This is a genomic window from Saccharothrix violaceirubra (assembly GCF_014203755.1).
Lineage (GTDB): Bacteria > Actinomycetota > Actinomycetes > Mycobacteriales > Pseudonocardiaceae > Actinosynnema > Actinosynnema violaceirubrum.
This window is the reverse complement of record NZ_JACHJS010000001.1, coordinates 3,023,902-3,048,019: the sequence shown is the minus strand read 5'-3', so window position 1 is coordinate 3,048,019 and position 24,118 is coordinate 3,023,902. Positions and strand designations below refer to the sequence as shown.

Below are 24,118 nucleotides of genomic sequence, written 5' to 3'. Positions count from 1 at the left end.
TGACCGGCGCCGCGCGCATCGCTTGCCGTCCTTTGTGGATCGTCCCGCTTTTCCCGAAGATCCGTGGGGACCACCGGTCGTGGTCGGGCGGATCGGAGACCCGGCACACGCCCTTCAGCGGGTGGTGGCCTTGAGCCTGCGCGCCAGTCGCTCCGGCTGCGGCCAGTGGATCCCGGTGGCCCAGCCGAGCTTGCCGAACAACCAGATCAGCCGCGCGGAAACGTCGATCTGACCGCGTCGCACGCCGTGGCGGGCACAGGTGGGGTCGGCGTGGTGGGAGTTGTGCCAGGACTCGCCCATCGACAGGATCGCCAAGGGCCAGAAGTTCGCCGACCTGTCACGTGCCGTGAAAGGCCGGTCGCCGATCATGTGGCAGATCGAGTTCACCGACCAGGTGACGTGGTGCAGCACGGCGACGCGTACCAGACCGGCCCAGAAGAACCCGGTCAGCGCACCCCACCAGCTCCACGTGAGCAGACCCCCGGCGAGTGCGGGTGCGAGCAGCGTGACCGCGGTCAGCGCGGGGAACCAGCGGTCGACGCGTCGGATGTCGGTGTCGGCGACCAGGTCGGGAGCGAAGCGCGCGGGGTTCGTCATGTCCCGCTGGAACATCCAGCCCATGTGGGCGTGCCAGAAACCCTTGGCCAGCGAGCGGGCCGAGGTGCCGAACAGCCACGGCGAGTGCGGGTCGCCTTCGCGGTCCGCGTAGGCGTGGTGGCGGCGGTGGTCGGCGACCCAGCCGATGACCGGGCCCTGCATGGCCATGCTGCCGGTCACCGCGAGCGCGATCCTCAGCGCGCGGGTGGCCTTGAAGGCGCCGTGGGTGAAATGCCGGTGGAACCCGACCGTCACCCCGAGACAGGTGAGGGTGTAGAAGAAGACGGCGAGTCCGATGTCGACCCACCCGAGTCCCCAGCCCCACGCCAGTGGAACGGCCGCGGCCAGCGCCAGCGCCGGGATCACGGCGAACAGCTTGACCAGGAACATCTCGGTGGCCGACTTCTCCCCCGCCAGCAGGGGCTGCGGTGCGGTATCGGCTCGGACGGTCGGTGGGACCTCGGTGCGCACGTTCGTACCTCCGGAATGGCATTCGCTTCGCGTCGCCGGGGTCCGGGGCGATCAGTGCGGGAGTCGGTGGCGCCGCACGATGGGCCAGGCGCCTCGGCGCTGGAGTACCCGCGACCGGTCGTGGCCAAACACGCGTGCCGCGTGTGGCGGGCGGTGCGGCCGGGTCGAAGTCGGCCACGCGGAGACCGGACACCCGTGGTTCGCCGGCGAAGCACCCGGTGGTCTCGCCGATCGTCCGGCGGGGAACTCACGGCCCTTTCCGGATCGGCGATTTCACGGTGGGGACGTCGCCTCCACTCCGACGCTACACGCACCGCTCGCACCCGCGGTCGATTTCCGCGCTGTTCCGTCGATCAGGACCGCGGCGGTGTACGGTCGGGGTTGCCGGGAATTTCCCGCACACGGGTGGTAGAGCCCGTGTCGTACTCGGTGAAACCTGGAACCGGCCGTATTCTCCGGCCGGAGACGGGAGTTCCGACATGACGTCGGCACCCCAGACCCCCATCCTCCCCCCTGCCGCGGCGGCCATCGAGCGGCGGCACCTCCGACGACTGCGGTTGCGGCCGAAGGCGCCCGCCACAGGGCACGTCGACGGCGCCTGGTGGCCGTGCTCCCGCGACCTCGTCACCGAGCTTCCCGCGTTGCTCGCGGTGGTGGCCGTGCGGCTGGGCGACGTCCTGCGGGTGAGCTACGCGCTCTCGGAGTGGAACGCCGCGCCCCGCCGACTCGCCACCGACACCCGCCCGGTCCGACTCGAAGGGTTCCATTCGCGGCCCGCACACACCCTGGACCTGGTCGCCGCGGACGGGCACCGCCTCACCCTGCTCGTCGTGCCTTCGAACACCGATCCCACTTCCGCGCACCGGACGATGGCGCTCGCGGCCGACCGCGACAACGTCCAGACCGTCGACGACCTGCTCGCCGCGGGCATCGTCCAGACCGTGTCGAACCGACACGTGTCGGACCTGACCTACACCGCCATCGCGCGCTGGGAAGCGGACGGCGGCCGAATTCCCGAGCAGACGAACAGGTGCACCTCATGAAGACACCGATCCACCTGTCCGCGTACGAGCGCAGGGTCGCGTTGGTCCAGGAAACGCTGTCGGCGAATTCCGAACTCACCAGGAAGAACGCGCGGGTTTTGGCCGTGCGGGTGCTGGACGCGTTGGACCGCATCCCGGAAAAGGTGCGCTGACCACAGACGGGTGCCGCTTGGACGGTCCCCGCCGACAGGCCGCGCCCGGCGTTCGGCGCGGCCTGTCCGGCGGGCAACGCCGGAGTACCCACCCGAATCACGCCGCGCGATCCGCACCGGCGGTGTGGAACCCGCGCGATACCCCGAAGGGCCTCCATGTTCCGAACGTACGGTTTCCTGAGCACGTACCCGCCCACGCAATGCGGATTGGCCACGTTCACCGCCGCCCTGCTGCGGCACCTGATCGCGGCGGCACCCGGGAGCGAGGGCCGGGTGGTCCGCGTACTCGCGGAACCGGACCCCGATCCCGACGTCGCGGGCGGAACACCGGTGGTGTGCCGGATGGCTCCCGGCGCGATCGAGGACGCGGCCTCGTCGCTCAACGACTGCGACGTGGTCGTGGTCCAGCACGAGTACGGGATCTACGCGGGCCGCGACGGCGATGACGTGCTCGGCGTGCTCGCCCGGCTGAGGGTGCCGGTGATCGTCGTGCTGCACACGGTGCTCACCGCGCCCACGCCCGGCCAGCGGCAGGTGCTCGACGAGGTCGTCGGCAACGCCGACGCGGTGGTGACCATGTCCGAGGCCGCGCGGCAGCGGCTCGTGGCCGGCTACGCCGTCGCGCGGCCCGACGGGATAGTCGTGATCCCGCACGGCGCGCTCCCCGCGGCGCGACCCGCCCGCCGATCTCCCACCGACCGGCCGACGATCCTCACCTGGGGTCTGCTGGGGCCCGGCAAGGGCATCGAGTGGGCCATCTCGGCGCTGGGCGCGCTGCGCGACCTGGAGCCGCGGTACCTGGTGGCCGGCCGGACACACCCCAAGGTGCTGGCGCACGAGGGCGAGGTCTACCGGGAGAAGCTGCGCGACCACGCCACCGCGCTCGGGGTCGCGGACCTGGTCGAGTTCGACCCGGGCTACCACGAGGTCGACGCGCTCGCGGAACTGGTCGACCGCGCCGATGTCGTCCTGCTCCCCTACGACTCGTCCGAGCAGGTCACCTCCGGCGTCCTCGTCGAAGCGCTGGCCGCCCGCAAACCGGTCGTCGCGACCGAATTCCCGCACGCCGTCGAACTGCTGGCGGACGGCGCGGGGTTGCTGGTGCCCCACCGCGACCAGGCCGCCATGACCGCGGCGCTGCGACGCGTGCTGACCGAACCGGGTCTCGCGGCCGGGATGAGCGACCGTTCGGCGCGTCTCGCCTCGGCACTGGGCTGGTCCGCGGTCGCGCGCCGGTACCGGGACCTGGCGGAGGACCTGCTCACCGCCCGCGTCGCCGTGACCACGTGACCGGCCCGGGTTTCGCCCACCTGCTGCGGCTCGGCGACGACACGGGCCTGTACGAGCACGCCGACGGACCGCTGCCCCGCAGGGAGCACGGCTACTGCCTGGACGACGTCGCGCGTGGCCTGGTCGTGCTGTGCCGCGAGCCGGAACCGTCCGCCGACCTGGTCGTCCTGGTGGAGCGCTACCTCGCGTTCACCGCTCACGCGCAGGCCGACGACGGTCGCTTCCACAACCGGCTCGGCACCGACCGCGCGTGGCGGGACGAACCGGGGTCGGGTGACTGGTGGGGGCGTGCCCTGTGGGGGCTGGGCACCGCGGCCGCCCGGTGCCCGGTGCCCTGGATTCGCACCGCCGCCCTGGCCCGCTTCGAACGCGGTGCCCACCACCGGCCGCCCTCGGTGCGCTCGATGGCGTTCGCCGCCCTCGGTGCCGCCGAGGTGCTCGCCGGCGACCCCGGCCACCGCCTCGCGGCCGAACTGCTCGGCGACGTCTCCTCGTACGTCGGCGGACCCGGCGACGTGCCGGGCTGGCCGTGGCCGGAGCGGCGGCTCTTCTACGCCAACGCGGTGCTGCCCGAGGCGCTGATCGCCGCGGGCCACCTCCTCGGGGACCCCGGGATCCGCGACGACGGGCTCCGGCTGCTGGGTTGGCTGCTCACCGTCGAGTCCGCCGGGGACCACCTCTCGCCGACCCCGACCGGCGGTCGGCACCCGGGTGCGCCCCGTCCGGCGTTCGACCAGCAACCCATCGAGGTGGCGGCGCTGGCCGACGCCTGCGCCCGCGCCCACGAGGTGACCGATGAGCCGAGGTGGCTGACCGGTGTCCACCGCGCGGTCGCGTGGTTCGGCGGCGACAACGACCTCGGCGTGCCGATGCGCGACGCGGAGACCGGGGGCGGCTACGACGGACTCACCCGCGACGGCCCCAACCTCAACCAGGGTGCCGAGTCGACCCTGGCGCTGATCTCCACGCTGCAACACGGCCGTGCCCTGGCGGGGAGCGCGGGGTGAGCGCCGTCGTCACCCGGATTTCCCCGCTGCTGCGACCGGACCCGCGCCGGGTCATCACCAAGCTGTTCGTGCCGGGAGAGGAGCGACCCGAGCACGAGTCGCGGTCCGCGGCCGTGATCCGCAGGGTGATGGCGCTGGACGAGGAGACCGTGTGCGCGGCGCTGGCCCGCACGGTCCGGCTGTTCGCGGATCGGCACCGCGACGTCCGGGCGACCTTCGCCGACCACTTCGCGAGCGTCAGCCACCGCCTGCCCGCGGGCGTGGTGCTGTCCGAGGCCCGCCGACTGCTGCTCGGCGCGTACTTCACGCACGAGTACGCCGTCGAGGGTGCCGCGCTGTGCAACCCGTCCATGGTCGCGCACCCGGATCAGAGCGGACTGACCCCGGGGCACTTGAGGTTCGTGCTGAGCGTCCGCGGGATCGGCGAGGGCCACCTGTCGTCGATCGGCTTCCGGACCGGCGTGATCGGGCCCCGGGGCACGCTCACCGTCGAGCCGCCCTCGGACGTCGTCACCACGGGACTGCGCGGGGACCCGGTGTACGACAAGCCCCTGTTCCTGGGCAAGCTGGCCGAACTCGGGCAGGACGACGAGGTCTCGGCCGTGCTGAACCGGTGGCTGCCCGCGCGGTTCACCGGCGCCGAACTGGACCTGGTGCTGGCGGACCTGCACCCGGGGCTGGCCGCCCGCCGGGAGGCGCACCGGACCGTGGAGCTGATCCGGTGGATCGCGGAGTGCAACTACACCTCGGAGTTCCCGGTCGACACCGACGTCAGCGGTCGGGTGCTCTGGCCGACCGGCCCGTCGGAGCGCCAGGGAATGGAGGACGCCAGGTTCGTGCGTTTCACCGATGACGACGGCGATCGGACGTACTACGCCACCTACACGGCGTTCGACGGTGTCGACGTCGCACCGCAACTGCTGCGGACCGACGACTTCCGCACCTTCCAGGTCACCCAGACCACCGGCCCGGCCGCGCGCAACAAGGGCATGGCGTTGTTCCCCCGCAGGATCGGGGGCCGGTTCGCGGCGCTGTCGCGCGGCGACGGGGAGAGCACGGCCGTGACGACCTCCGACGACATCGGGAACTGGAGCGATTCCCGCCCCGTGGCGGCGCCCGGCGGGGACTGGGACCTCGTGCAGGTCGGCAACTGCGGCTCGCCGATCGAGACCCCGGAGGGCTGGCTCGTGCTGACCCATGGAGTCGGCCCGATGCGGGTCTACTCGATGGGCGCGATGCTGCTGGACCTGGACCACCCCGAACGGGTGCTGGCGACCCTGCCCGAACCGCTGCTGCTGCCCGACCCGGACGAACGCGACGGTTACGTGCCCAACGTCATCTACTCCTGCGGCGGTCTACGGCACGGCGACACGCTGGTGATCCCCTACGGCGCGAGCGACTCGACCATCGGGCTCGCGACCACGTCGCTGCGTGGTCTGGTGGCCGCCCTGACCGACCGCCGGACCAGGTCCGCCTGACGGCGGGTCGGCGCACCGCACCGGCAGGACGTCGTACGCGAGATCCCGCCGCCCGACGCACGCGCGGGAACAGGCGGCGTTTCCCCACCCGCGACCGCGCCGTTGCCGACCGGGGACAGGCCCGACCCGCGCGGGCGGCGGGAGACCCTGCTTCAGCGCACCACTTCGCGGTACGCGCGGGTGATCCCGGACGCGAACCGCGCCCAGGTGTGCCGTTGCTCGACCCGATCGGCGGCGGCGATGGAGAACGCGGCGAGCCGGACCTTGTCGGTCAGCAGCCTCCGCAGCACCAAACCGAGCAGCTTGGGATCGCGCGGGGGCACCACCAGGCCGGTCACCTCGGTCAGCACGGTCTCGGGCAGCCCACCCACCGTGCTGACGACCACCGGGACCCCGCACGCCATCGCCTCGATCACCGGCCGCGTCGACCCGGCGGTCCACGGGACCTGCACCACCACGTCCGCCGAGCGGACCAGCGCCGGATCGGCCCGTCCGACGATCCGCACCCGGTCGGCGACCCGGAGGGCGCGGGCACCCTGCGACAGCCGCTCGACCTCCGCGGGGGTCGACGACCCGCGCGGGCCTCCCCTGCCGGCGAGCACCAGTTCGGTGTTCGGAACCCACGGCAGCGCCGCGATCGCGGTGTCCGCCCCGCCACCCCGCCACAGGCTGTCCCGGCACACCACCCGGAACCCTTTCGTGCGCGAGCGCACCGGACCCTCGACGCTCCACCGCGCGTTGTCGACCGCCTCGACCACGACGCTGGTCGCGGACCTCGGCACCCCGGAGCGGATCAGCACGTCGAGGTCGGCCCGGCTGCCCACCACGACGTGGTCGACCACGGCGCACGACTCGACCGGGTCACCGGGACGACGGCTGTGGACGACGGGCGTGCCCGCCGACCGCAGAGCCGCCACCGCGCGCAAGGACTTCTCCGACAACGTGTGCACGACATCCACGCCACCGGCCGTCCCGCGACGGCCCGCCGAACCGGGTGTCCCGCTTCCGGTGGTGCTCAGCACCACCCGGTGCCCGAACCGCCGCAACTCCCCGGCGACCCTCTCCGCGTAGCCCGAGTCCACGTCGCCGAGGGCGACCACCGCGACGTCCAGACCCTCGAAACCGTCGATCATCCGAACCCCCAAAGGGCTCCACGACCTCCGCGGGGGCCGGGCGGACGATCTCGTTGGGACAAAACCGCTCGGCATGTGGTTCCGCCGACGCTCTTGCAAGCGTAGTGACACCATGCCGGTTCCGCACTGCGCGCACCGAGATCGCCACTCACCGCCGACGCCGAGGGCCCGATGGTCGGCGCCGGCGCGGAAAGGATCGTCCACACCGAGCCCTGCCGAGGCGTGAGGGCTTCGCACCGCGCCGGTTCCGGCGCCGCCGGAAATCCGTCCGCACACCCGACGTCCGGCTCGGACAGCCGACACCGCGTGGTGACATCGCTTTCCGCCGCAGGACGACGTCGGAAGCGCGAACACGTGACGTCACCCGGCTTCCTTCGGCCCGAGAAGTGGACCGGGAAGGCAGGCGCCGCTGTCATCGCGGCGGGCCGGGAAGGTCGGGGCAGTCGTTCTCGTCCGGGAGGAGTGGGCGCAGTTCCAGGGTGGCGGTGTGCGATCCGTCCGTCCACGGGCTGTACTGCGGGACGTCGGCGGCTCGGGCGGTGACGGCGGCGGCGGACTCGCCGTGCAGCACCACACACGTCATGACGCGTTGGCCACTGCCCAGTCGGGTGCCGGGGAAGTCCAGCGCGCCGACCGGCCAGGGTCGTGCGGCGGGATCGGACGCGGGTTCGTCCCGACGGAGGACCGCGAGTGCGTCCGCACGGTACGGGGCGGTCTGGACGGTGCCGCCGAGCCAGGCCGCAGGGTCGCTCAGCGCTCGGAACAGTTCGCCGCGTGCGTCGCCGTGCGCCTCGGGTGCGGCGACCGTGCGGGAGTGCCGCCCGTTCTTCCCGTCCAGCAGGACAAACCGCGCGGACGTCGCGTCGGCGGGCGTCCCGGTCGATGCGGTTCCGGAGGGCTCGGTGGTGTCCTGGAGGCCGGTGGCGTGCGCGGCCCGCACCAGTCGCCGGATTCCGGCCGAGTCGGTCCGCAGTTCCCGGGCGCGTTGCCAGCCTCCCGGCGCGGCCGGAGCGTTGACGTCGATGTCGGCGGTGACGATGCGGCCGTCACCGTAGAGCGAGAACGCCGGGAACGGCGCGGTCTCGGGTACCCGCGCGAAGCCGGGGCTGTAGTCCATGCGCAGCACGAGTTCGTGCGCGCCGGTCGGCAGGGCTTCGGTGTCCGCCGCGGTTTCGCCGTTCGTGACAGCGTCGTCCCGGTCGGGTCCGCAGGCCGCGGCCACCAGGCCGACGACCAGTACGGCGATCAACTGCGGAATACGCATGCCGCTGGGACGGACGGCGACGGTCGGGTGGTTGCACGCCTGGCATCGCCGGTCCCGCCGCCTGGGCGACGGGACCGGCGATGCCGGGGCGTGACAAGGGTTTCTCACCCGCCTTGGCGGCTCAACTCGTAGGAACCGCCACCGGATCGGTTGATCACGACGACGCCGTAGAACCCCGTGCTCGGCGCGGTGAACGTGATCGTCTCGGTGGCTCCGGCACCGCCACCCGTCGACTGCGCCACCGCCTGGGCGCGGTTGCGGACGTAGGTGTCCGGCTGGCCGGGCACGGAGCCCACGAGGTACAACTCCGGGTTCTGCCCGGTGGTCGCCGGGTCCACCGCGATGGTGACCTCCCGGCCCTGGTGCAGCAGCACGTCGCGAACCACCACGACATCGCCCGCCGCCATGCGGAACGTCTCGCGGTCGATGAGCTGTGTCGTGCCCTGGGCGAGTTCGATCCGGTACCCGCCCGCGCCGCCGGCCTGGGTGACGCGCGGGTAGTAGTCGCCCAACGCGCGACGGTTGGAGTCGACGGCGATGAACTCGGTGTCCGCTCCGGGCTGGTTGCCGGTGCCCAGACTCCGCGTCTGGTTCCGGTCGTCGAACAGCTCCAGGTTCTGCTCGCCGCCATCCGGCCGTACCGCCACGACCTGCCAGAAGGCCACGGTGGTGGTGAAGCCGAAGTTGTGCGGCACGATCGCCCGTGGACGCTCCAACTCGGCGTAGTCGCCCAGCGGATCCCGGAAGTCGAAGTCGATGGTGTTCTGGAAGAGCGATGCTTTGCCACGCGCGTCGGACACGTCCCCGCCGTCGGCCGCGCGGTGCACCACGAAGAAGTCCCGGAAGTTCGCGGAGCGGTGCCGGAGGAACGTGTTCCAGATGGCGGTGGCGGGCTCGCCGTGGCGGTCCCAGTACCGCTCGTCGCGCGCGCCGCCGTCCACCAGGTCGATCATCGCGCCCGCGACCCGGCCTTCGGTGTCGTCGCCGGTGTCCCACCCCGTCGTGCCCCAGGTCGGGTCTTCCAGGTTCAGCGTCCGACCGGCGTCGGCGCCACCGCCCGGGAACACGTACGTCGGGGCGCCGGTGACCTGCGCGGGGTACCACTCCGCGAAGCCCTCGCTCCATGCGCAGCCCGGCTCGGACTGCCCCTGGATGGCGTGTGGGTTGGGGCAGTTGGTCCGCGGGTACTGGTCGTCGTAGACGTCGTCCATGACCCCGTGACCCACCTCGTGGATCGCGGTCGTGGTGGAGGTGTTGGCGTTCCCGCGCAGGTAGATCTCGTTCTCCCGCGGGCAGTCCGGGCCGCCTTCCTCGGAGCAGTAGTGGTCGCCCAGGTTCGAGGTCGGCGTCCAGTTGACCGGAATCCGCCGGCACTCGCGGTCGAGCCGGTCCCAGCAGTCGCCGGGAGTCCAGTCGGACGCGGCGTTCACCTGGTCGTAGAGTTCGACCACCGGCATCAGGTTCTGCGTCACCGGCCGCTGGGCGCCGAAGTCCGTGGTGCTGCCGTCCGCGACGTCGTCACGGGTCTCGGTGCGGAAGAGGTACGGTTCCTCGTCATCCCGCTGGACGTTCCACAGCGGACTCTCGGCGACGAACCGCACGAACACGTCGTTGCCGCCACCTCCGATGCCGTCGTCGTTGTCGAAGCAGACGTTGTAGTCGCCGCTCGCGCCGGTCATCACGGTGCCGAGCAGGTCGTCGCCGATCGGATCGCTGTCCCAGACCTGTACCTGGAAGTTGGCCGACTGCCGGAAGTTGCCGTTGTGGTCCGCGTAGTTCCACGTGCCGCGCACACAGGACGTGGCCCGCACGCCCGGCGTGCCGTCGGGGTCGTCACTGTGCGGTTGCGGCAGACCCCTGGTGCCGACGGACTGATGCCGCAGGTGCGGGTACAGCGGCTGGGGCGTGACCCCCTCGGGCAGCGCGGCCGTGCCCGACTCCCGGGCGGCGGCGACCGTGAGCGACGCGTCGAATCCCTCGCCGCCCACGGTCAGCCACGTGTCCGCGTCACCGCCCGGAGTGCCGGAGCCGGTGCCCCGGGCGCGTACGTTGATCGAAGCGGGACCGGCCCGCACGCCTTTGACCTGGGCCGAGAAGTCCAGTGTCCGGCCGTCCGCGATGTCACGCCGTGCGGTGATGCGGTTCCACGTGCCGCCACTCGCCGGTGCCGCGTCGGCACTGCCGGTGACGGTGAACCCGGCGGGCACACGCGCCCACGCCAAGCCGGCGGGCAGTTCCGCGGTGATCGCGACGTCCTGCTGGTCCCCTTGCGCCTTGACGGTGAAGGCGACGTCCGTCGTCTGCCCCACCGCCACCGCGCCGGCGACGGTGACACCGGCCTGAAGACAACTCGCCACCCGGTCCGGACCACGCGAGTCCGTGGACGGTGTCAGGCCGCACCGGGGCGCCTGGTGGGTCGCCGGTTCCCGGTGTCGCGGACCCGGCGTCGCGGCGGCCTCGGTGACAGTGGTGCCGGACAACCCCAGCACGACCGCGGCGGCGAGGACCAACCCCTGTCGCATGATGGTTTTTCTGCTGCGCAAGTCGCCCATCATCGTCAATGCATTCCCTCGTGAAATGTACGAGACGAAACTTCATTACGAACATGGCGGTATTTCGGCAGTCTAGTGCCGATCACGACAGGGGTGTCAACCCTCGGACGAATATTCGACGTCAAAAGCCGGATATGACAACCCACCACGAAACAAACATTTCCCGACTCGTCGGCGACGACCATTCGGCATGTCCGAACAGGCCGCACCGCGCCCCCTCCAGTCCACTACCGACCCCGCGGGCCCCACCGGCAAACGGGAACACCGGCAGCCGAGCAGGCCGTCACCCGTGCACCGCGGCACACCTGCGTATCGCCCGTCAACAGAATTCCGGTGCTCGCGAGACTCCCGTACGGCAAGGCCGACCGCCGGCCCGCCCTCGAAAGCGATTAGGAAGAATTCACACAGCGCAGTGCGGCAGATCGGGCGCCCCGGTTTCGAGGAGTTCGCCGGAACGGGTCGTCACCCGGCCGCCCCGCGTCGGTGGTACGCATCGGGAAACCTGCCGCCCCGCCGCGCCTCGCGGAATGGCACGACTTCGCCGTGCCCCGCGAACGCCTCGGCGAAGAGTCGACCACCATCGTGGAACTGCTGCGCGACAACCACGTCGAAGTACGCTCGGACTTCGCGCGAAGCGGTACTCCCGTCTCGGATCGCGGTCGGCACACCCCCGCCGCGCTTTCGGCGGCGACGCGGCCACCGTCAGGTGCCTTGTGGGCCGGGACGCGTACTCGGCATGGTAGGTGGGGTCGGCCACCCACCCCTCGACAGGAGTGCGTGATGCGCTTCTTGCCCGCCGTCCTCGCCCTGACACTGCTCGCCTTCGCCACACCCGCGATCGCCGCGGCCGAGACCTACGGCTACACCGCGACCGCCGCCGAACCGTCCTATGTGGAGGGCACGAAGCGGGTCGACATCTCCGGCGACAACGACTACCGGTGGCTCGGACTTCCCTTCCCGGTGACGTTCTACGGCACCACCTACGATTCCGCTTACCACCACGTCGACGGCTACATCGATTTCACCATCTGGGGCGACTCGAATCCGGGCAGGCAGGTCCCGTCGCCCAACCGGCCCAACGCCGCCGTGTACGCGTTCTGGGACGACCTCGTCGTCGACGGTCAGGCCGGCGTGTGGACCGCGACCGACGGCGTCGCGCCCAACCGCCGCTACATCGTCGAGTGGCGCGACGTGCGGCTCAAGTCGGTGCCCGGCAGCCGACTGAGCGCGGAGCTGGTGTTCGGCGAGAACGGCGTGATCCTGCTCCAGTACCGGGGACTCGACCAGCCGGCCGAACGGGGCGCGACCGCCGTCGTCGGGATCGAGGACGCCCGGGGCACCAGTGCCGTCGTGTGGTCGGACAACCAGTCCAGGCTGTCGGACGGCACCGCCGTGCGGCTGCACGTCCCCGGCACCGCGATCGCCCGCGGCCTGGTCACCGACGCCAACACCGGCAAACCGCGGAGCGGCATCGCCCTGAGCGCGACCACCGGCGGGCGGACCGTGACGACGACGTCCGACTACTACGGCCGCTACCAACTGGAAGTGCCCGCGACCGACCCCCGCATCACGGCGAGCGCGCCCGGGTACCCGGCCGAAGTCCTGACGCCGGGTTCCACCGCGGAGCACGGTGCCGTCACGGCGGACGTCGCGATCAAGTCGCCGATCCTGGAAGCGCCGGGCACGCCGGAGATCACCGTGCCCGCCGGCGGGAGGACCACGGCGTCGGTGCCGGTACGCAACACCGGCACCGCCCCCGGGTCCTGGTCGGCGATCCGGGAGGTCGAAGGCGGTGCGGTCCCACCCCGCCCCGGCGCGTCCGGCGCCATCCGCTCCTGGGACCCGCGGGCCGTCGGCGTCGAGAACGGCTACGGCGTCGCCGACCTCGACGGCGACGTATGGGTCTCCGTGCCGTCGGCACACCAACTCGTCCGGCTCACCCCGGAAGGCGTCGTGCTCGGCCGCACGACGCTGCCCGACACCGAGAGCCCCCGAGACCTCGCGGTCGTCGGCGACAAGCTCTGCTACGTCAACGACTCGTCGTTCGCCGGCGGCGCGGTGCTCCACTGCGTACGCCCCGCGACCGCCGAGGTCACCCCGTACCTCACCACCGCACCGGGGATCGTCGGCGGGCAAAGCGGCCTGGCGCACAACCCGCGCACCGACGTCTTCCACCTGGTCGACGGCACGAGACTCGACACGGTCAAGGGTCCGTCGCACGCCGACGCGGGCGCGCTGGTCTCGTCGTGCACCATCAAGTTCAGCCGGTGGGACCCGTCCTACTACCCGCAGGGCGCCGCGCTCGGACCCGACGGCGACGTCTGGATCTACGAGGAGACCGGTCACTACCAGCGCAGTGGCCGGATCGAACTGATCGACCCGACCGACTGCCAGGCCGGGACGATCCTCACCTGGTCCCCGATCGAGGGTGCCTACAACGCGGCCGGCATCGAGGCGGACGCGGCGGGCAACGTCTGGGTGTTCACCTACCCGCCCTACGCCGGCCCGTTCCCGTCGAAGGGACCGGCGAACATCGGCCTGTTCCAGACGCGGTACCCGGCGTACTCCGACCTGCCGTGGCTCACGACCCTCGCGTCACCCGCCTCCATCCCGCCGGGGTCGACCGGACAGGTGCTCGTCGCCGTCGACGCCACGAACCTGCGGCCGGGCGTGCACAACGTCGCCCTGGCCCTGACCACCACCGGTCCCGGCACGCCGATCGTCGGTGTGCCGATCCGCGTCACCGTGACGTGACCGCGTGGGCGGCACCCGGACTCCGGTGCCGCCCACGGTTCGTAGACTGGCCGCCGTGGACGACGTGGTGCTCGGTTCGGTGACCTGTCCGTCCGGGCACCTCGTGCTGGTCGACGGCGGCTACCTCGGACTCTGGTCCGGGGAACGCTCCCCCGACGAGACCGGCGAGCCCGCCGCGGTCGACTTCGAGGTCGTCGGACCCGACGCCGATGCCGCCGCGCGGTCCTTCGACCGCCAGACCGGCCGCAGGCTCTACGACATCCCCGAGCGTACGGCGGGCGGGTTCGCCGCCAAGTTCGACGAGCACTGTCGTGCGCACGGACTCGACGCGTCGTCGCACCGCTTCCCCCGCCGGGTCCCGCACCGCGAGCGGGTGCGACACGCGGTCGAAACCGGCGACACGCACTTCCTGATCAGCGGAGTACGGGTCGTCCCGATCGGCGGCGTGCCCACCGACCGGCCGCTGCGCGTCGTGGCCACCCGCGGCCACTGGGGATGGGCCCGCATCCGGATCGAGGTCGGCGACGGAACCGCGGTGGAACGGCGCCCGCTCACGCGGCTCGGGGTCGACCACGCCCGGTTCGCCTTCGCCGACGCCGACGCGCTCGGTTCCTGGGTCCACGAAGCTTCCCTCGACGGCCTCGCCGACGTGATGTTCTGGGGCCGGGACGAGGAGGAGATCGCCGCCGAGTTCGGCGCACGACGCACCGGCACGCCGGGCGACGACGTGTACGCGTGGCTCGACATCCCGATCCGCGAGGCGTACCGGCGGGCGGTGGCGTTGCAGGAGCTCCGGAGCGCGGAGCCCGAACGCGGGTTCGCGTTCGACTTCCGCCCGCACTCGCACCACTGGCAGGTGATGGCCGCCGTCCGCGCCGCGGACCACGAAGCCGCCACGATCACGATCGGCGGCGCCGATATCATGATGGCGATGACCTCCATCGGCGACGGCCACTTCCCCGTCGACCTCGATCTGGACGCGACCGGGGCGCCGGTCGCCGTGGACATCACCGTCGACTCTTGATCGGTTCGTCACGCGACGGCGGCGAGAGGACGCGCGGGTCGGCAGGGTCGTCCATTACGCGGCAGCGCCCATTTGATGATCACCTCGGCCTGGGGATGGCGGCGAAACCGGTCCTCGATGAGCCGGTCGACGTCCTTGGAGCCGCTCATCGAGGGTGATCACGCCCTTGGCGAGCCAGGCCACCGCAAGGACGGCCAGGACGCGGCACCGCGGACCTCGCGGTCGCGCGGCCAGGTGGTCAGGGTCTCGGTGCCGGTCCCCCCAGGCGCGGCGGCGGTCCGGAAACCGGTCGGCAGGATCAGCGGCCCTTGGGTGGTCAGGTCGAGTGCGCGTTCCGAAGCCGGGCCGGATGGCCGGCGTCCGGTCATCCCGTCGGCGGAAGGTCGCCACCACCGCGTCGCGGACACCCTTCCGCTACGTTCGGAATCATGGTGAACGTGTTGTCCGTGGGATGGTCGCCGGCCGATCCGGGTCTGGCTGACTGGTACGTCGACAACTCGCCCCTGGCCCGGTGGCTGTCGAGGTTCGGCCACGAGGTCCCGGCGCCCCGGGCGCACGGGGTCTTCGCCACGCGCCACCCCGACGACCTCCGCGCCCTGCTGGGACGACCCGCGCCGTCGGGCCGGGTGCCGTTGTACCGCTGTGCGCGGTGCGGGGATCCCGACTGCGGCGTACTCGCGGTCCGCGTGACCCGTGACGAGAACGCGGTCCAGGCCACCGTGACCTGGACCGACTTCGCCTGGGAAGCCGACGGTGACCCGGAGCGCTTCGCGGCGCCGACGATCACGTTCGACCTCGCACGGTACGAGGCGGTGTTCCGCCACCTGCCGCACCGCCGCACCGCGTAAGGACGCAATTGTCGTTGTCCCCCAATGATTCCACGTGATCATCTCGCGAACCCGAGCGGGGTCGACTCGCACCCGCCCCCTCGACCGTCCATTCGGGAACCAGGTGGTCGCGTCACCGCCGACCGGTCCACACCGGCAGGCGTCGATCGGGTGATCCGGTGGCGAATCGCCCACGCGACGCGGAATCTCTTGTGCGGCAAGCGTTCCTGCGCCGATCGGCCCTGACGCGGTACCGACATGTGGTCACTTCCGGTCACGAATGGGCGGCGTTAGCGTGTGAGGACATGCGCCGACCGCCGACTCTCGCCGCCGCCGTCGTACTCGTCCTGACGGCCTTCCCCGTCCCCGCGTCCGCTTCCGCCACCGTCGTCGACCTGGGTGTCCTGCCCGGCGGCGACGCCAGCCGCGCCAACGCCATCGACCCCGCCGGCACCGTCGTCGGCCACTCGACCACGACCGGGGGCGCCGTCCACGCCGCGTCGTGGGCCGCCGACGGCCGCATCGCCGACCTGGGCACGTTGCCCGGCGACACGTCGAGCACCGCGGACGGCATCAGCGACACCGGGATCGTGTTCGGCCACTCCTACACCGACGACGGGCCCACCCACGCCGTGCGCTGGGTCGGCGGTGTCATCGAGGAACTCCGTCCCCTGCCCGGCCACGTCAAGACCGTCGCCAACGCGATCAACGCCCGGGGCACCGTGGTCGGCGTGTCCGTCGGCACGGACTACACCGACCAGCACGCCGTCGCGTGGGACCGGTCCGGTCGCACGATCGCCCTGCCCGCGCTGCCCGGCGACCCGGCCTCGGCAGCGATCTCCGTCAACGACGCCGGGGTGATCGTCGGCCACTCCGGCCCCTACACCGCGATCAACGACCAGCACCCGCTCGTCTGGGCGCCCGACGGCCGGGTGACGCGCCTGTCCCACGAAGGCGCCGACCACGGCATCGCCGTGGGCGTCAACAACGCGGGCACCGTCGCCGCCACGATCGTCGACCGGGACAACCACCTCAACGTCGTGCGCTTCGCCCCCGACGGCCGGGGCAGCCACCTGGGTACCGACGTGGAGGCGAGCGCGATCGGCGAGGACGGCACGGTCCTCGGCTCCCGTTCGGACCTCGGCCGGCTGTACGGCGCGCGGTGGCGGGCGGGCTCGACCGAAGCGGAGTTCCTCAGCCACACCTACAGGATCGCCGCCGTGAACCGGTCGGGCATCGCGGTCGGCGGGACCAAGAGCGGTCCACGCGGGTCCCGCCCGATGCTCTGGACGCTCGACGAGAACCCCTCCGTCGATCTTCCGACTCTCGGCGGCGGCAAGGGAATCGCGTCCGACGTGGACGACCGGGGCACCGCGGTCGGCAGCTCCCCACTCCGGGGAGGTGCCTGGCGCGCGGTCAAGTGGCAGTTCTGAACCCAAGAAGGGAACTCGGTGTCAACAGAAGAACTCGTGAACGCCGCACTCGCGGACGGCGCGGCCCGACAACTGGCCAACGCCACCAAGACCGCCGCACACCTCGACACGATCACCCCGCGGTGGCTGGTCCGGCTGCTGACGTGGTTGCCGGTCGAGGCCGGCATCTACCGGCACAACCGGGTCCGGCAGCCCGAGGCGGTGGAGGTCGCGTGCCCGCCGCGCGACGAGTCCGAACTGCCGCAGACCTTCGTCGACTACGAGCCGACGCCGCGGGAGTACTTCCTCAACCCGGTCTCGACGGTCGTCGACGTGCACACCAGGGTGTCGGACCTCTACAGCAGCCCGTACAGCCAGATCGAGGAGCAGATCCGGCTGACGGTCGAGATCATCAAGGAGCGCCAGGAGAGCGAGCTGATCAACAACCCGGAGTACGGGTTGCTGACCAACGTCGCGGCCGGGCAACGCCTGTCGACGTTCACCGGCCCGCCGACGCCCGACGACCTCGACCAGCTGATCACGAAGGTGTGGAAGGAACCCGCGTTCTTCGTCACCCACCCGGCGGGCGTGGCCGCGTTCGGCCGCGAGTGCACCCGGCGCGGGGTGCCGCCGGCCACGGTCAGCCTGTTCGGTTCGCAGTTCATCACGTGGCGGGGTCTGCCGATCGTGCCGTCGGACAAGGTGCCGCTGGTCGACGGCAAGACCAGCGTGCTGCTGCTGCGCGTCGGCCAACGACGTCAGGGTGTCGTCGGCCTGTACCAGCCCGGTCTCACCGGTGAGCGCGACCTCGGCCTGTCCGTGCGCTTCATGGGCATCAACCGCAACGCGATCGCGTCGTACCTGATCTCCCTCTACTGCTCGCTCGCGGTGCTCACCACCGACGCGCTCGCGGTGCTGGACAACGTCGAGACCGGCAGGTTCCATGACTACGCCGACACCTACCGGTAGCGGGTTGCCCGACGAAGCGCGACTGGCCCGGTGGGTCAACGAGTTCTTCGGCCGGCTGACCCAGGAACCCACGACCGCCGACCGGCGGTTCTACTTCGTGGACGAGTCCCCGCCCGGCGTCGCCGACGCGTTCGACGTGGCCGCGATCCGCCGGGATTTCCCCATCCTGCGCGACAAGGTCAACGGCCGTCCGCTGATCTGGCTGGACAACGCCGCGACGACGCAGAAGCCCCAGGTCGTCATCGACCGGCTGGCCCACTACTACACCCACGAGAACTCCAACATCCACCGTGCGGCGCACACCCTGGCCGCCCGGTCGACCGAGGCGTACGAACACGCCCGGGAGACGGTCGCCGAGGTGCTCGGCGCCGGGGACAGCCGCACGATCGTGTTCACCCGGGGCGCCACCGAGGCGATCAACCTCGTCGCCGAGACCTGGGGCCGGCACAACGTGCGCGCGGGCGACGAGATCGTCGTGTCGCACCTGGAACACCACTCGAACATCGTGCCCTGGCAACGGCTCGCCGAGAGCACCGGCGCGGTGCTCAAGGTCGCCCCGATCGACGACGACGGGCAGTTGCGGCTCGACGCGTACGAGGACCTGCTCAACCACCGCACGCGCCTGGTCGCGATCGCCCACGTGTCCAACGCGCTGGGCACCGTCGTCCCGGTCGCCGAGGTGATCGCCGCGGCCCACCGCGTCGGCGCCGTGGTCCTGGTCGACGGCGCCCAGGCCGTGGCCCACCTCCCGGTGGACCTGCGGGCGCTCGACGCGGACTTCTACGCGTTCTCCGGGCACAAGGTGTTCGCGCCGACCGGGGTGGGCGTGCTGTACGGGAAACCGGAACTGCTCGCGGCGATGCCGCCGTGGCAGGGCGGCGGCAACATGATCGACGACGTCACGTTCGAACGCACGACCTACCGTCCCCCGCCCAACCGCTTCGAAGCCGGAACGGGCACGATCGCCGACGCCATCGCCCTGGGCACCGCCTTGGACTACCTGCGCGGCCTCGACCTGGGCAGCGTCGAGCGCTACGAACACGGCCTGCTCGACCACGCCACGCGACAGTTGGGCACCGTGCCGGGCCTGCGCCTGATCGGCACGGCCCCGGAGAAGGCGGCCGTCCTGTCCTTCACCGTCGACGGCCACGACCCCGTCGACCTCGCCCGGAGTCTCGACCAGGGCGGGATCGCCGTCCGGGCGGGCCACCACTGCGCCCAACCCGCACTGCGCCGGTTCGGGCTGGAAGCCAGCGTGCGCGCGTCCCTGTCCCTGTACAACACCTACGAGGAAGTCGACGCACTGACCGCCGAACTCCACAAGCTGGCGGGCTTCCACTGACCCGGGTGGCCGCACCTGCCGGGCAGGCGCGGCCACCCGGCGTCACCGCCATCCTTCTGTCCGCAAAGGATGATCGCTGTCCTTTATGGACAGAATCACCGCACGCGGAAGGCACGTCGAGGGCACCAAGGGTGTCATGACCTCGATCCGGACAGTCGGCCCCTTGTCCGAAACGGCCTTGTCACGCAAGGGAAGGACTCCGCTTCGCGCGATCCAAGGACACCGTCGGAGACGTAGACACCACGAACGGGCTCGGCGGCTCCGGAGGGCCGCCGAGCCCGATGCGTCAGCGTCGGCGCTGCTTGCCGTTGCGGGCCGAGTCCGAGCAGACCGCACCCACGTCCACGGTCTGACCACGGTCGACGAACACGTCCGTCAGCCCCACCAGCCGACCGTGCCGGTCGGTACAGGTGAGGACGTAAGCCTCGGACACGCCGTAGGTCGGGGGCAGCGGGGAGAAGAACTCGACCTTGCCGGCGGCCCAGTCGTCCGGCGACGCCGGGTCGACCTGGTCGTAGTTCACCAGGACCGCCGTGTACTCGCCGGGCGGCGGGTCGAGCAGCGTGGCGCGCTCGGAGTTCGAGCCGCCGCTCGCCGACTGCGTGACGACCGCTCCGGCCGCGTCAAGCACGTAGAGGTCCCAGTCGGTCGCGGTGGACGTCCACGACACCGACACGTCGAACCGGCCGTTGTCCACGCCCTGGCCCCCGACCGTGAACGGGATGCGCTCGGCCACCGCGTTGGTCGGGTACTGCTTGTTCTCGGCCGGGACGCCGGGCGGGTTGGCGAGCGCGATCGCCGCCTGCGGCGGTCCCTGCGGCTTGCGGCCGTAGCGACCCGCCACGTACGGGCGCGTCGACGGGTTGACCGCCCACGTGAACCGGCCGCCGGTGGAGGTGTAGTCCGACTCGACCGTGTCGGTGATCTGGATCGGCGCCGTGGTGGTGCCGTCCGGCTGCCGCACGGGGGACGTCGGCGTCCGGAAGGTCTTGCGCACCTGGAGCTTGTGGCCCTTGGGCGCCGTGCCCACGATCGTGGCGTGCGCGGCGGGGTCGGCGGCGTTGGTCAGCATGTCCAGGAACGCGGCCCGGTTGCCGCCCTTGCCCGCGCCGGCCGCCGGTGCCGTACCGAGGTACTCGGCGACGACGGCGTTCTCGTAGGCCGGGTGGAAGCCCGCCGTGTTGATCTCGAAGGTGAAGCCGAACCCGCCGGTGGCCCAGTACGACCAGTCCTCGGTGGTGCCGGTCGTGTCGTACAGGCCCCACGACGGGATGCTCCGGTAGCCGTTGCGCGAGGCCATCTTGTCGGCCAGCGCCTTGACCACCGGCTCCTCCAGCGGCGGTCGGACGTCGGCCACGCCCGGCGGGCGCAGCAGCAGGTTGCCGTAGGTGTGCAACGTGATCAGGTTGGTGACCGCGCGGCCGGAGACGATCGCGCGGATGTTGCGCGTCTCCGGCTCGGAGAACGGCGCCGGGCCGCGGAACGTCTCGCTGTTCCAGGCCAGGCCCGCGCCGTTGCCGCCCCAGAAGCCCGCGTAGTTGCGGTTCGGGTCGGTGCCCCGCGCGGTGCCGCCGGGGTTCGCCTTGCAGATGCCGGTGCGCAACTCCGGCGGCGAGTCGGCCGCACGGCAGTTCTTGCGCTTCATCTCGTAGTCGAAGCGCGTGAAGTCGCCCTTGGGTTCGGCCTCGCGCGAGACGGCGAACCCGTCCGGGTTCACGATCGGCACGATGACGTTGCGGGTGCCGCGCACCGACGACCGGACCGCCTGGTCGCCGCCGCGGGCCAGCTCGTAGGCCCATTCGATCGCGTGCTCGCCCGCCGGCCATTCCCGCGCGTGGTGCACGCCCATGAGCAGGTTGACGGCCTTGCCGTCGGCCGCGTTGCCGACGTTCTCGGCGATCTCGACCGCGACCACGTCACGGCCTTCCACGGTGGGCTCGGCCAACGTGAAAGCCTTGACCCGCCGGGGATCGCGCCGGGCCAGTTCCTTCAGCTCGTACTCGTAGTCGTAGAGGTGCCGGTAGGAGGTCCGGCCGGACGGCAGGCCCGATGCCGCCACGGTCGTGGCGTACGACCGGTCCCGCGCGGCGGCGTCACGCGAGGTGCGGGACAGGTCCGCGTCGACGGTGGTGTAGGTCAACCCGCTGTCGCGCAACGTCTTGCGGTCCGCGTCGTCGGCGAGCACGACCTCGACCCCGGTCGCGTCGCCCTTCTCGGTGAGGTCCAGGTCCAGGCCGAGCAGCTTGTCCTTGTCCGCGCGCTCCGGCGTGTCGACCCGTACGACTTCGGCACGCGTCGGCGTGCCCTGCGGCGTGAGGGCCAGGAAGTCGACCCCCAACGTGACCGTACGGGCCGGACCGCCGTACCGACACGCCTGGACGACGAGCCGCTGCCCCTTGGTCACGAAACTCTCGGCCAGCTCCCGGCTGCGCAACGCGGCGGAACCCGCCACCACCTTGCCACCGGCCTTGTCGAACACCGCGAGGTCCCAGTCCCCCTCGCTCCCGCCACCCGGCGTCAACCGCGCCTGGATCAGGCCGTCGACACCGGACGTCACCTCGCGCCGATCGACCCCGGCCGTGCCGGGTGGTAACAGCGCCTCGTGGCAGGCCCGCACCACCGACCGGTCGGCCCGCAACACCCGATCCTGCGCCGCGGCCGGGGAAGCCGCGACACCCGCAAGCACCAGCCCCGCCGCCACCGCGATCGCGGTGGATCTTGATCTCATCGCCGCACTCCCGTCCGATCGTCCCACCGACGGATCGACGCTAGGGCACGGCGGACACGCCGACGACAGCCGTCCGCAGGCCCCTGGAATGCCATCCGGGCGCACCCACGACCGGGTCGGCGTGGGCCGGTCGGCAGCGGTCGTCCGCCTCACCCCGGGCCGGGAGGACGGAAATCCTGAAGCCGGAACTCCGCCGACGGCGGGGTGTCCCGGGGCCGGGCGACGCGTCGTGCGCACAATCCGAGCCACAGCACGTCAACGCCGATCAGGGCGGCGCACACCGCCATGATCGTCCAACTCGTCCTCGCCGACCACAGGAAAACCGGGTCCGTGTACGGCTCGGGGTCGTTGGGGTCGAACTCGACGACCCAGGTGCGGCCGACCTCGTAGTGCAGCTTCCCGCGCGCCGCGAGCGTCCGACCGCTCGGGCGGACGAGGTCGAAGTACTTCGCCTCCTCCGGCCGATCGATCTCCTCCACGACGATGTAGGACCGCACGCTCGTGCACGTCTCCAAGGTCCGCACGGGCGCCGGCGCCGCGTCCAGCGACTGGAGGGCGCAGACGAACAACAGCACGCCGGACACGGACCGGGCGGCGATTCCCGCCGAGAAGTCCATGGCGTCCTCGACACCCGCCGCCCGGACGGCGCTCCTGGTGATCGGGCCGATCACCACCACCCCGCCGACCATCAGGCTCAACGCCACCAGCGTGTGCGCCCAGCGCAGTCCCCACTCCAGGGCGAGCAGCAACGCGGCCCCGTACTGCGGGCCGACGCACACCGCGACGACCAGCAGGGCCTTCACCACCGGGCCGACCACCGACCACGTCCGACGCACAGCCGCCTCCGGTCACCGGCCCCGAACGTCCCATGGCTCCTGCCACGCGGGATCGGATCCGCGAACGGCCACACGTTCGCACCAGCGTCGTCGACCGGAGGCATCAATCTCCGCCGTCCTCGCGGCCGGACCTTCACCCACCGCCTTTCCTCCGAAGCCGAAGATCAGCCCTCGGCGGCCGGCGACTGATCGAACGTCCGAGGATCGAAGCCGGCACAGACGTGGCCGGAAGACGGGCATTCGGACCGGGCTTTCACGGGCCGGATCCGACCGGTGCGGAACCCGACCTCAGCCGGAAGTCGGAGGACGACGCGAGTCGAAACCCGTCGCTTCAGCCCACGCGCAGGCGGGCGCGGAACGACTCGATCCTCGCCGCCACGACCGCGTCGGAGGGCGCGTCAACGGCCGGCACGTGCTCGACGACGGCCAACACACGCTCAAGACGAGCGAGCTGGTCCGGGTGTGCCCGCCAGTACGACACCGGCGCGTGGAGTACCGAGACCACTACGTCGCCGGGATGGAGGTCGCCTTCGAGCAGCGGGTCGTGTTCCAGCGCCGTCAGCGCGATCGGCACCAGCAGCGCCACGCCCTCGTGTTGCCCCAACAGCATGCGGAGGTCCTCGGGCGTCAGGGCGCGCAACGACTTGCCGCGGAGTTCGTGAATGGTCCTGACAAGCCTTGTCGCACCGGGCGGTGCGGGTCCCCAACGGTCGTTCTCGATCTGCTCGATGGACGACGAGTCGTCAACGCGCCGTGCCCGCACCCGCCTCACCTCCCCGAGTGGTGCGGGACCCTACCGCGGGCCCGCCCGAAGCGGTCGACGCCGTTACTCCGCTCGAAGCGTTCCGCCGGCCGCGCTGCCCGCCGAGACCCCGACCAGGCCGATGTGCGCCGCAGGAGCACCGGCAGGAAGCCCGCGCTGGAGAGCGGGGTTCACCTGCCACGTCGTCGCAGTGATCGGTAGAGCGCCCACAGGGCCACCGCCACCGGAGTCAGGACTACCGAGAACAGGATGCCCGCGAACATTCCGTAGCCGTGCGGATCGAAAACCGAGCCGAACGCGCTGAGCACGGCCCGACCGACCAACAGCGCGATCACCGCCGCCGTGCAGGCGAACGCGCCGAGGACGACCCACCGCAGCGCCGTCCACAAGGCACCCTTTCCCGTCGAACGGTCCGGCACGTCCATGTGTTCGCCTCCGCTGGTCCGGCCCTGCCACCATCATCCCGGTCCGAAGCG

General features: G+C 71.6%; 20 protein-coding genes. 11 read left to right on the top strand and 9 right to left on the bottom strand.

Annotated elements, in window-relative coordinates; genetic code table 11:
- Window positions 1-114 precede the first annotated feature (114 nt).
- Window positions 115-987 (bottom strand): acyl-CoA desaturase, encoded by an 873-nt coding sequence (locus F4559_RS14430; RefSeq protein ID WP_184675780.1) that lies wholly within the window; start codon window positions 985-987, stop codon window positions 115-117.
- 560 nt (window positions 988-1,547) lie between these two features.
- Here F4559_RS14430 and F4559_RS14425 point away from each other — a divergent pair.
- The 5 genes from F4559_RS14425 (at window position 1,548) to F4559_RS35905 (ending at window position 6,038) form a co-directional block, all read left to right on the top strand.
- Entirely contained in the window at window positions 1,548-2,111 is a 564-nt protein-coding gene (locus F4559_RS14425) for a DUF5994 family protein (RefSeq protein WP_184669138.1), read from the top strand.
- On the top strand, window positions 2,108-2,263 hold the full coding sequence (locus F4559_RS14420; protein WP_184669136.1) for a DUF6307 family protein: 156 nt from the start codon (window positions 2,108-2,110) through the stop codon (window positions 2,261-2,263). Before F4559_RS14425 ends, F4559_RS14420 begins: the two co-directional genes overlap by 4 nt.
- 156 nt (window positions 2,264-2,419) lie before the next feature.
- A complete protein-coding gene (locus tag F4559_RS14415) occupies window positions 2,420-3,553 on the top strand; it encodes a glycosyltransferase (protein WP_184669134.1) in 1,134 nt (377 codons plus the stop codon).
- Entirely contained in the window at window positions 3,550-4,560 is a 1,011-nt protein-coding gene (locus tag F4559_RS14410) for a glycosyltransferase (RefSeq protein WP_184669132.1), read from the top strand. Before F4559_RS14415 ends, F4559_RS14410 begins: the two co-directional genes overlap by 4 nt.
- The gene (locus F4559_RS35905; protein WP_221447233.1) at window positions 4,557-6,038 is read left to right on the top strand and encodes a glycoside hydrolase family 130 protein; all 1,482 of its coding nucleotides are present in this window, start codon (window positions 4,557-4,559) and stop codon (window positions 6,036-6,038) included. The genes F4559_RS14410 and F4559_RS35905 overlap by 4 nt, the downstream gene beginning before the upstream one ends.
- Before the next feature lie 152 nt (window positions 6,039-6,190).
- On the opposite strand, the gene F4559_RS14400 is transcribed toward F4559_RS35905, so the two are convergent.
- The 3 genes from F4559_RS14400 to F4559_RS14390 all read right to left on the bottom strand — a co-directional run bounded on the left by F4559_RS14400 (window position 6,191) and on the right by F4559_RS14390 (window position 10,957).
- Window positions 6,191-7,171, bottom strand: a complete 981-nt coding sequence (locus tag F4559_RS14400; RefSeq protein ID WP_184669130.1) for a glycosyltransferase family 4 protein — start codon at window positions 7,169-7,171, stop codon at window positions 6,191-6,193.
- 412 nt (window positions 7,172-7,583) lie between these two features.
- On the bottom strand, window positions 7,584-8,435 hold the full coding sequence (locus F4559_RS14395) for a hypothetical protein (protein WP_184669128.1): 852 nt from the start codon (window positions 8,433-8,435) through the stop codon (window positions 7,584-7,586).
- Window positions 8,436-8,539: 104 nt separating this feature from the next.
- Entirely contained in the window at window positions 8,540-10,957 is a 2,418-nt protein-coding gene (locus F4559_RS14390; protein WP_184669126.1) for a hypothetical protein, read from the bottom strand.
- A gap of 810 nt (window positions 10,958-11,767) precedes the next feature.
- Between F4559_RS14390 and F4559_RS14385 the strand changes: the two genes are divergently transcribed.
- Window positions 11,768-13,741, top strand: a complete 1,974-nt coding sequence (locus F4559_RS14385; RefSeq protein ID WP_184669124.1) for an NIDO-like domain-containing protein — start codon at window positions 11,768-11,770, stop codon at window positions 13,739-13,741.
- A 55-nt stretch (window positions 13,742-13,796) separates the two neighbouring features.
- Window positions 13,797-14,765 (top strand): hypothetical protein, encoded by a 969-nt coding sequence (locus F4559_RS14380; RefSeq protein WP_184669122.1) that lies wholly within the window; start codon window positions 13,797-13,799, stop codon window positions 14,763-14,765.
- An 8-nt stretch (window positions 14,766-14,773) separates the two neighbouring features.
- On the opposite strand, the gene F4559_RS14375 is transcribed toward F4559_RS14380, so the two are convergent.
- Window positions 14,774-14,914 (bottom strand): hypothetical protein, encoded by a 141-nt coding sequence (locus F4559_RS14375; RefSeq protein WP_184669120.1) that lies wholly within the window; start codon window positions 14,912-14,914, stop codon window positions 14,774-14,776.
- 279 nt (window positions 14,915-15,193) lie between these two features.
- Between F4559_RS14375 and F4559_RS14370 the strand changes: the two genes are divergently transcribed.
- The 4 genes from F4559_RS14370 (at window position 15,194) to F4559_RS14355 (ending at window position 19,315) form a co-directional block, all read left to right on the top strand.
- Window positions 15,194-15,613: a hypothetical protein gene (locus tag F4559_RS14370; protein ID WP_184669118.1), complete on the top strand. Its 420-nt coding sequence runs from the start codon at window positions 15,194-15,196 to the stop codon at window positions 15,611-15,613.
- Window positions 15,614-15,897: 284 nt separating this feature from the next.
- A complete protein-coding gene (locus tag F4559_RS14365; protein ID WP_184669116.1) occupies window positions 15,898-17,025 on the top strand; it encodes a hypothetical protein in 1,128 nt (375 codons plus the stop codon).
- 36 nt (window positions 17,026-17,061) lie between these two features.
- Window positions 17,062-17,973 (top strand): family 2A encapsulin nanocompartment shell protein, encoded by a 912-nt coding sequence (locus tag F4559_RS14360; RefSeq protein ID WP_221447232.1) that lies wholly within the window; start codon window positions 17,062-17,064, stop codon window positions 17,971-17,973.
- Between the two features lie 4 nt (window positions 17,974-17,977).
- Complete coding sequence (locus F4559_RS14355; protein WP_246445201.1) at window positions 17,978-19,315, top strand: cysteine desulfurase; 1,338 nt, start codon at window positions 17,978-17,980, stop codon at window positions 19,313-19,315.
- Between the two features lie 286 nt (window positions 19,316-19,601).
- Here F4559_RS14355 and F4559_RS14350 read toward each other — a convergent pair whose 3' ends face one another.
- The 4 genes from F4559_RS14350 to F4559_RS14335 form a co-directional block, all read right to left on the bottom strand.
- A complete protein-coding gene (locus F4559_RS14350) occupies window positions 19,602-22,043 on the bottom strand; it encodes a M14 family zinc carboxypeptidase (protein ID WP_184669110.1) in 2,442 nt (813 codons plus the stop codon).
- A gap of 149 nt (window positions 22,044-22,192) precedes the next feature.
- On the bottom strand, window positions 22,193-22,879 hold the full coding sequence (locus F4559_RS14345; RefSeq protein ID WP_184669108.1) for a hypothetical protein: 687 nt from the start codon (window positions 22,877-22,879) through the stop codon (window positions 22,193-22,195).
- Between the two features lie 331 nt (window positions 22,880-23,210).
- The gene (locus F4559_RS14340) at window positions 23,211-23,642 is read right to left on the bottom strand and encodes a contact-dependent growth inhibition system immunity protein (protein WP_184669106.1); all 432 of its coding nucleotides are present in this window, start codon (window positions 23,640-23,642) and stop codon (window positions 23,211-23,213) included.
- A 170-nt stretch (window positions 23,643-23,812) separates the two neighbouring features.
- Window positions 23,813-24,067, bottom strand: coding sequence for a hypothetical protein (locus F4559_RS14335; RefSeq protein ID WP_184669104.1), 255 nt, complete (start codon window positions 24,065-24,067; stop codon window positions 23,813-23,815).
- Window positions 24,068-24,118 lie beyond the last annotated feature (51 nt).

Bases quoted from the DNA above. Each gene is read 5' to 3' on its own strand.
- F4559_RS14430 (WP_184675780.1), bottom strand. From the start codon at position 987: ATGTTCCTGGTCAAGCTGTTCGCCGTGATCCCGGCGCTGGCGCTGGCC.
- F4559_RS14425 (WP_184669138.1), top strand. From the start codon at position 1,548: ATGACGTCGGCACCCCAGACCCCCATCCTCCCCCCTGCCGCGGCGGCC.
- F4559_RS14420 (WP_184669136.1), top strand. From the start codon at position 2,108: ATGAAGACACCGATCCACCTGTCCGCGTACGAGCGCAGGGTCGCGTTG.
- F4559_RS14415 (WP_184669134.1), top strand. From the start codon at position 2,420: ATGTTCCGAACGTACGGTTTCCTGAGCACGTACCCGCCCACGCAATGC.
- F4559_RS14400 (WP_184669130.1), bottom strand. From the start codon at position 7,171: ATGATCGACGGTTTCGAGGGTCTGGACGTCGCGGTGGTCGCCCTCGGC.
- F4559_RS14395 (WP_184669128.1), bottom strand. From the start codon at position 8,435: ATGCGTATTCCGCAGTTGATCGCCGTACTGGTCGTCGGCCTGGTGGCC.
- F4559_RS14390 (WP_184669126.1), bottom strand. From the start codon at position 10,957: ATGCGACAGGGGTTGGTCCTCGCCGCCGCGGTCGTGCTGGGGTTGTCC.
- F4559_RS14385 (WP_184669124.1), top strand. From the start codon at position 11,768: ATGCGCTTCTTGCCCGCCGTCCTCGCCCTGACACTGCTCGCCTTCGCC.
- F4559_RS14375 (WP_184669120.1), bottom strand. From the start codon at position 14,914: ATGAGCGGCTCCAAGGACGTCGACCGGCTCATCGAGGACCGGTTTCGC.
- F4559_RS14370 (WP_184669118.1), top strand. From the start codon at position 15,194: ATGGTGAACGTGTTGTCCGTGGGATGGTCGCCGGCCGATCCGGGTCTG.
- F4559_RS14365 (WP_184669116.1), top strand. From the start codon at position 15,898: ATGCGCCGACCGCCGACTCTCGCCGCCGCCGTCGTACTCGTCCTGACG.
- F4559_RS14350 (WP_184669110.1), bottom strand. From the start codon at position 22,043: ATGAGATCAAGATCCACCGCGATCGCGGTGGCGGCGGGGCTGGTGCTT.
- F4559_RS14335 (WP_184669104.1), bottom strand. From the start codon at position 24,067: ATGGACGTGCCGGACCGTTCGACGGGAAAGGGTGCCTTGTGGACGGCG.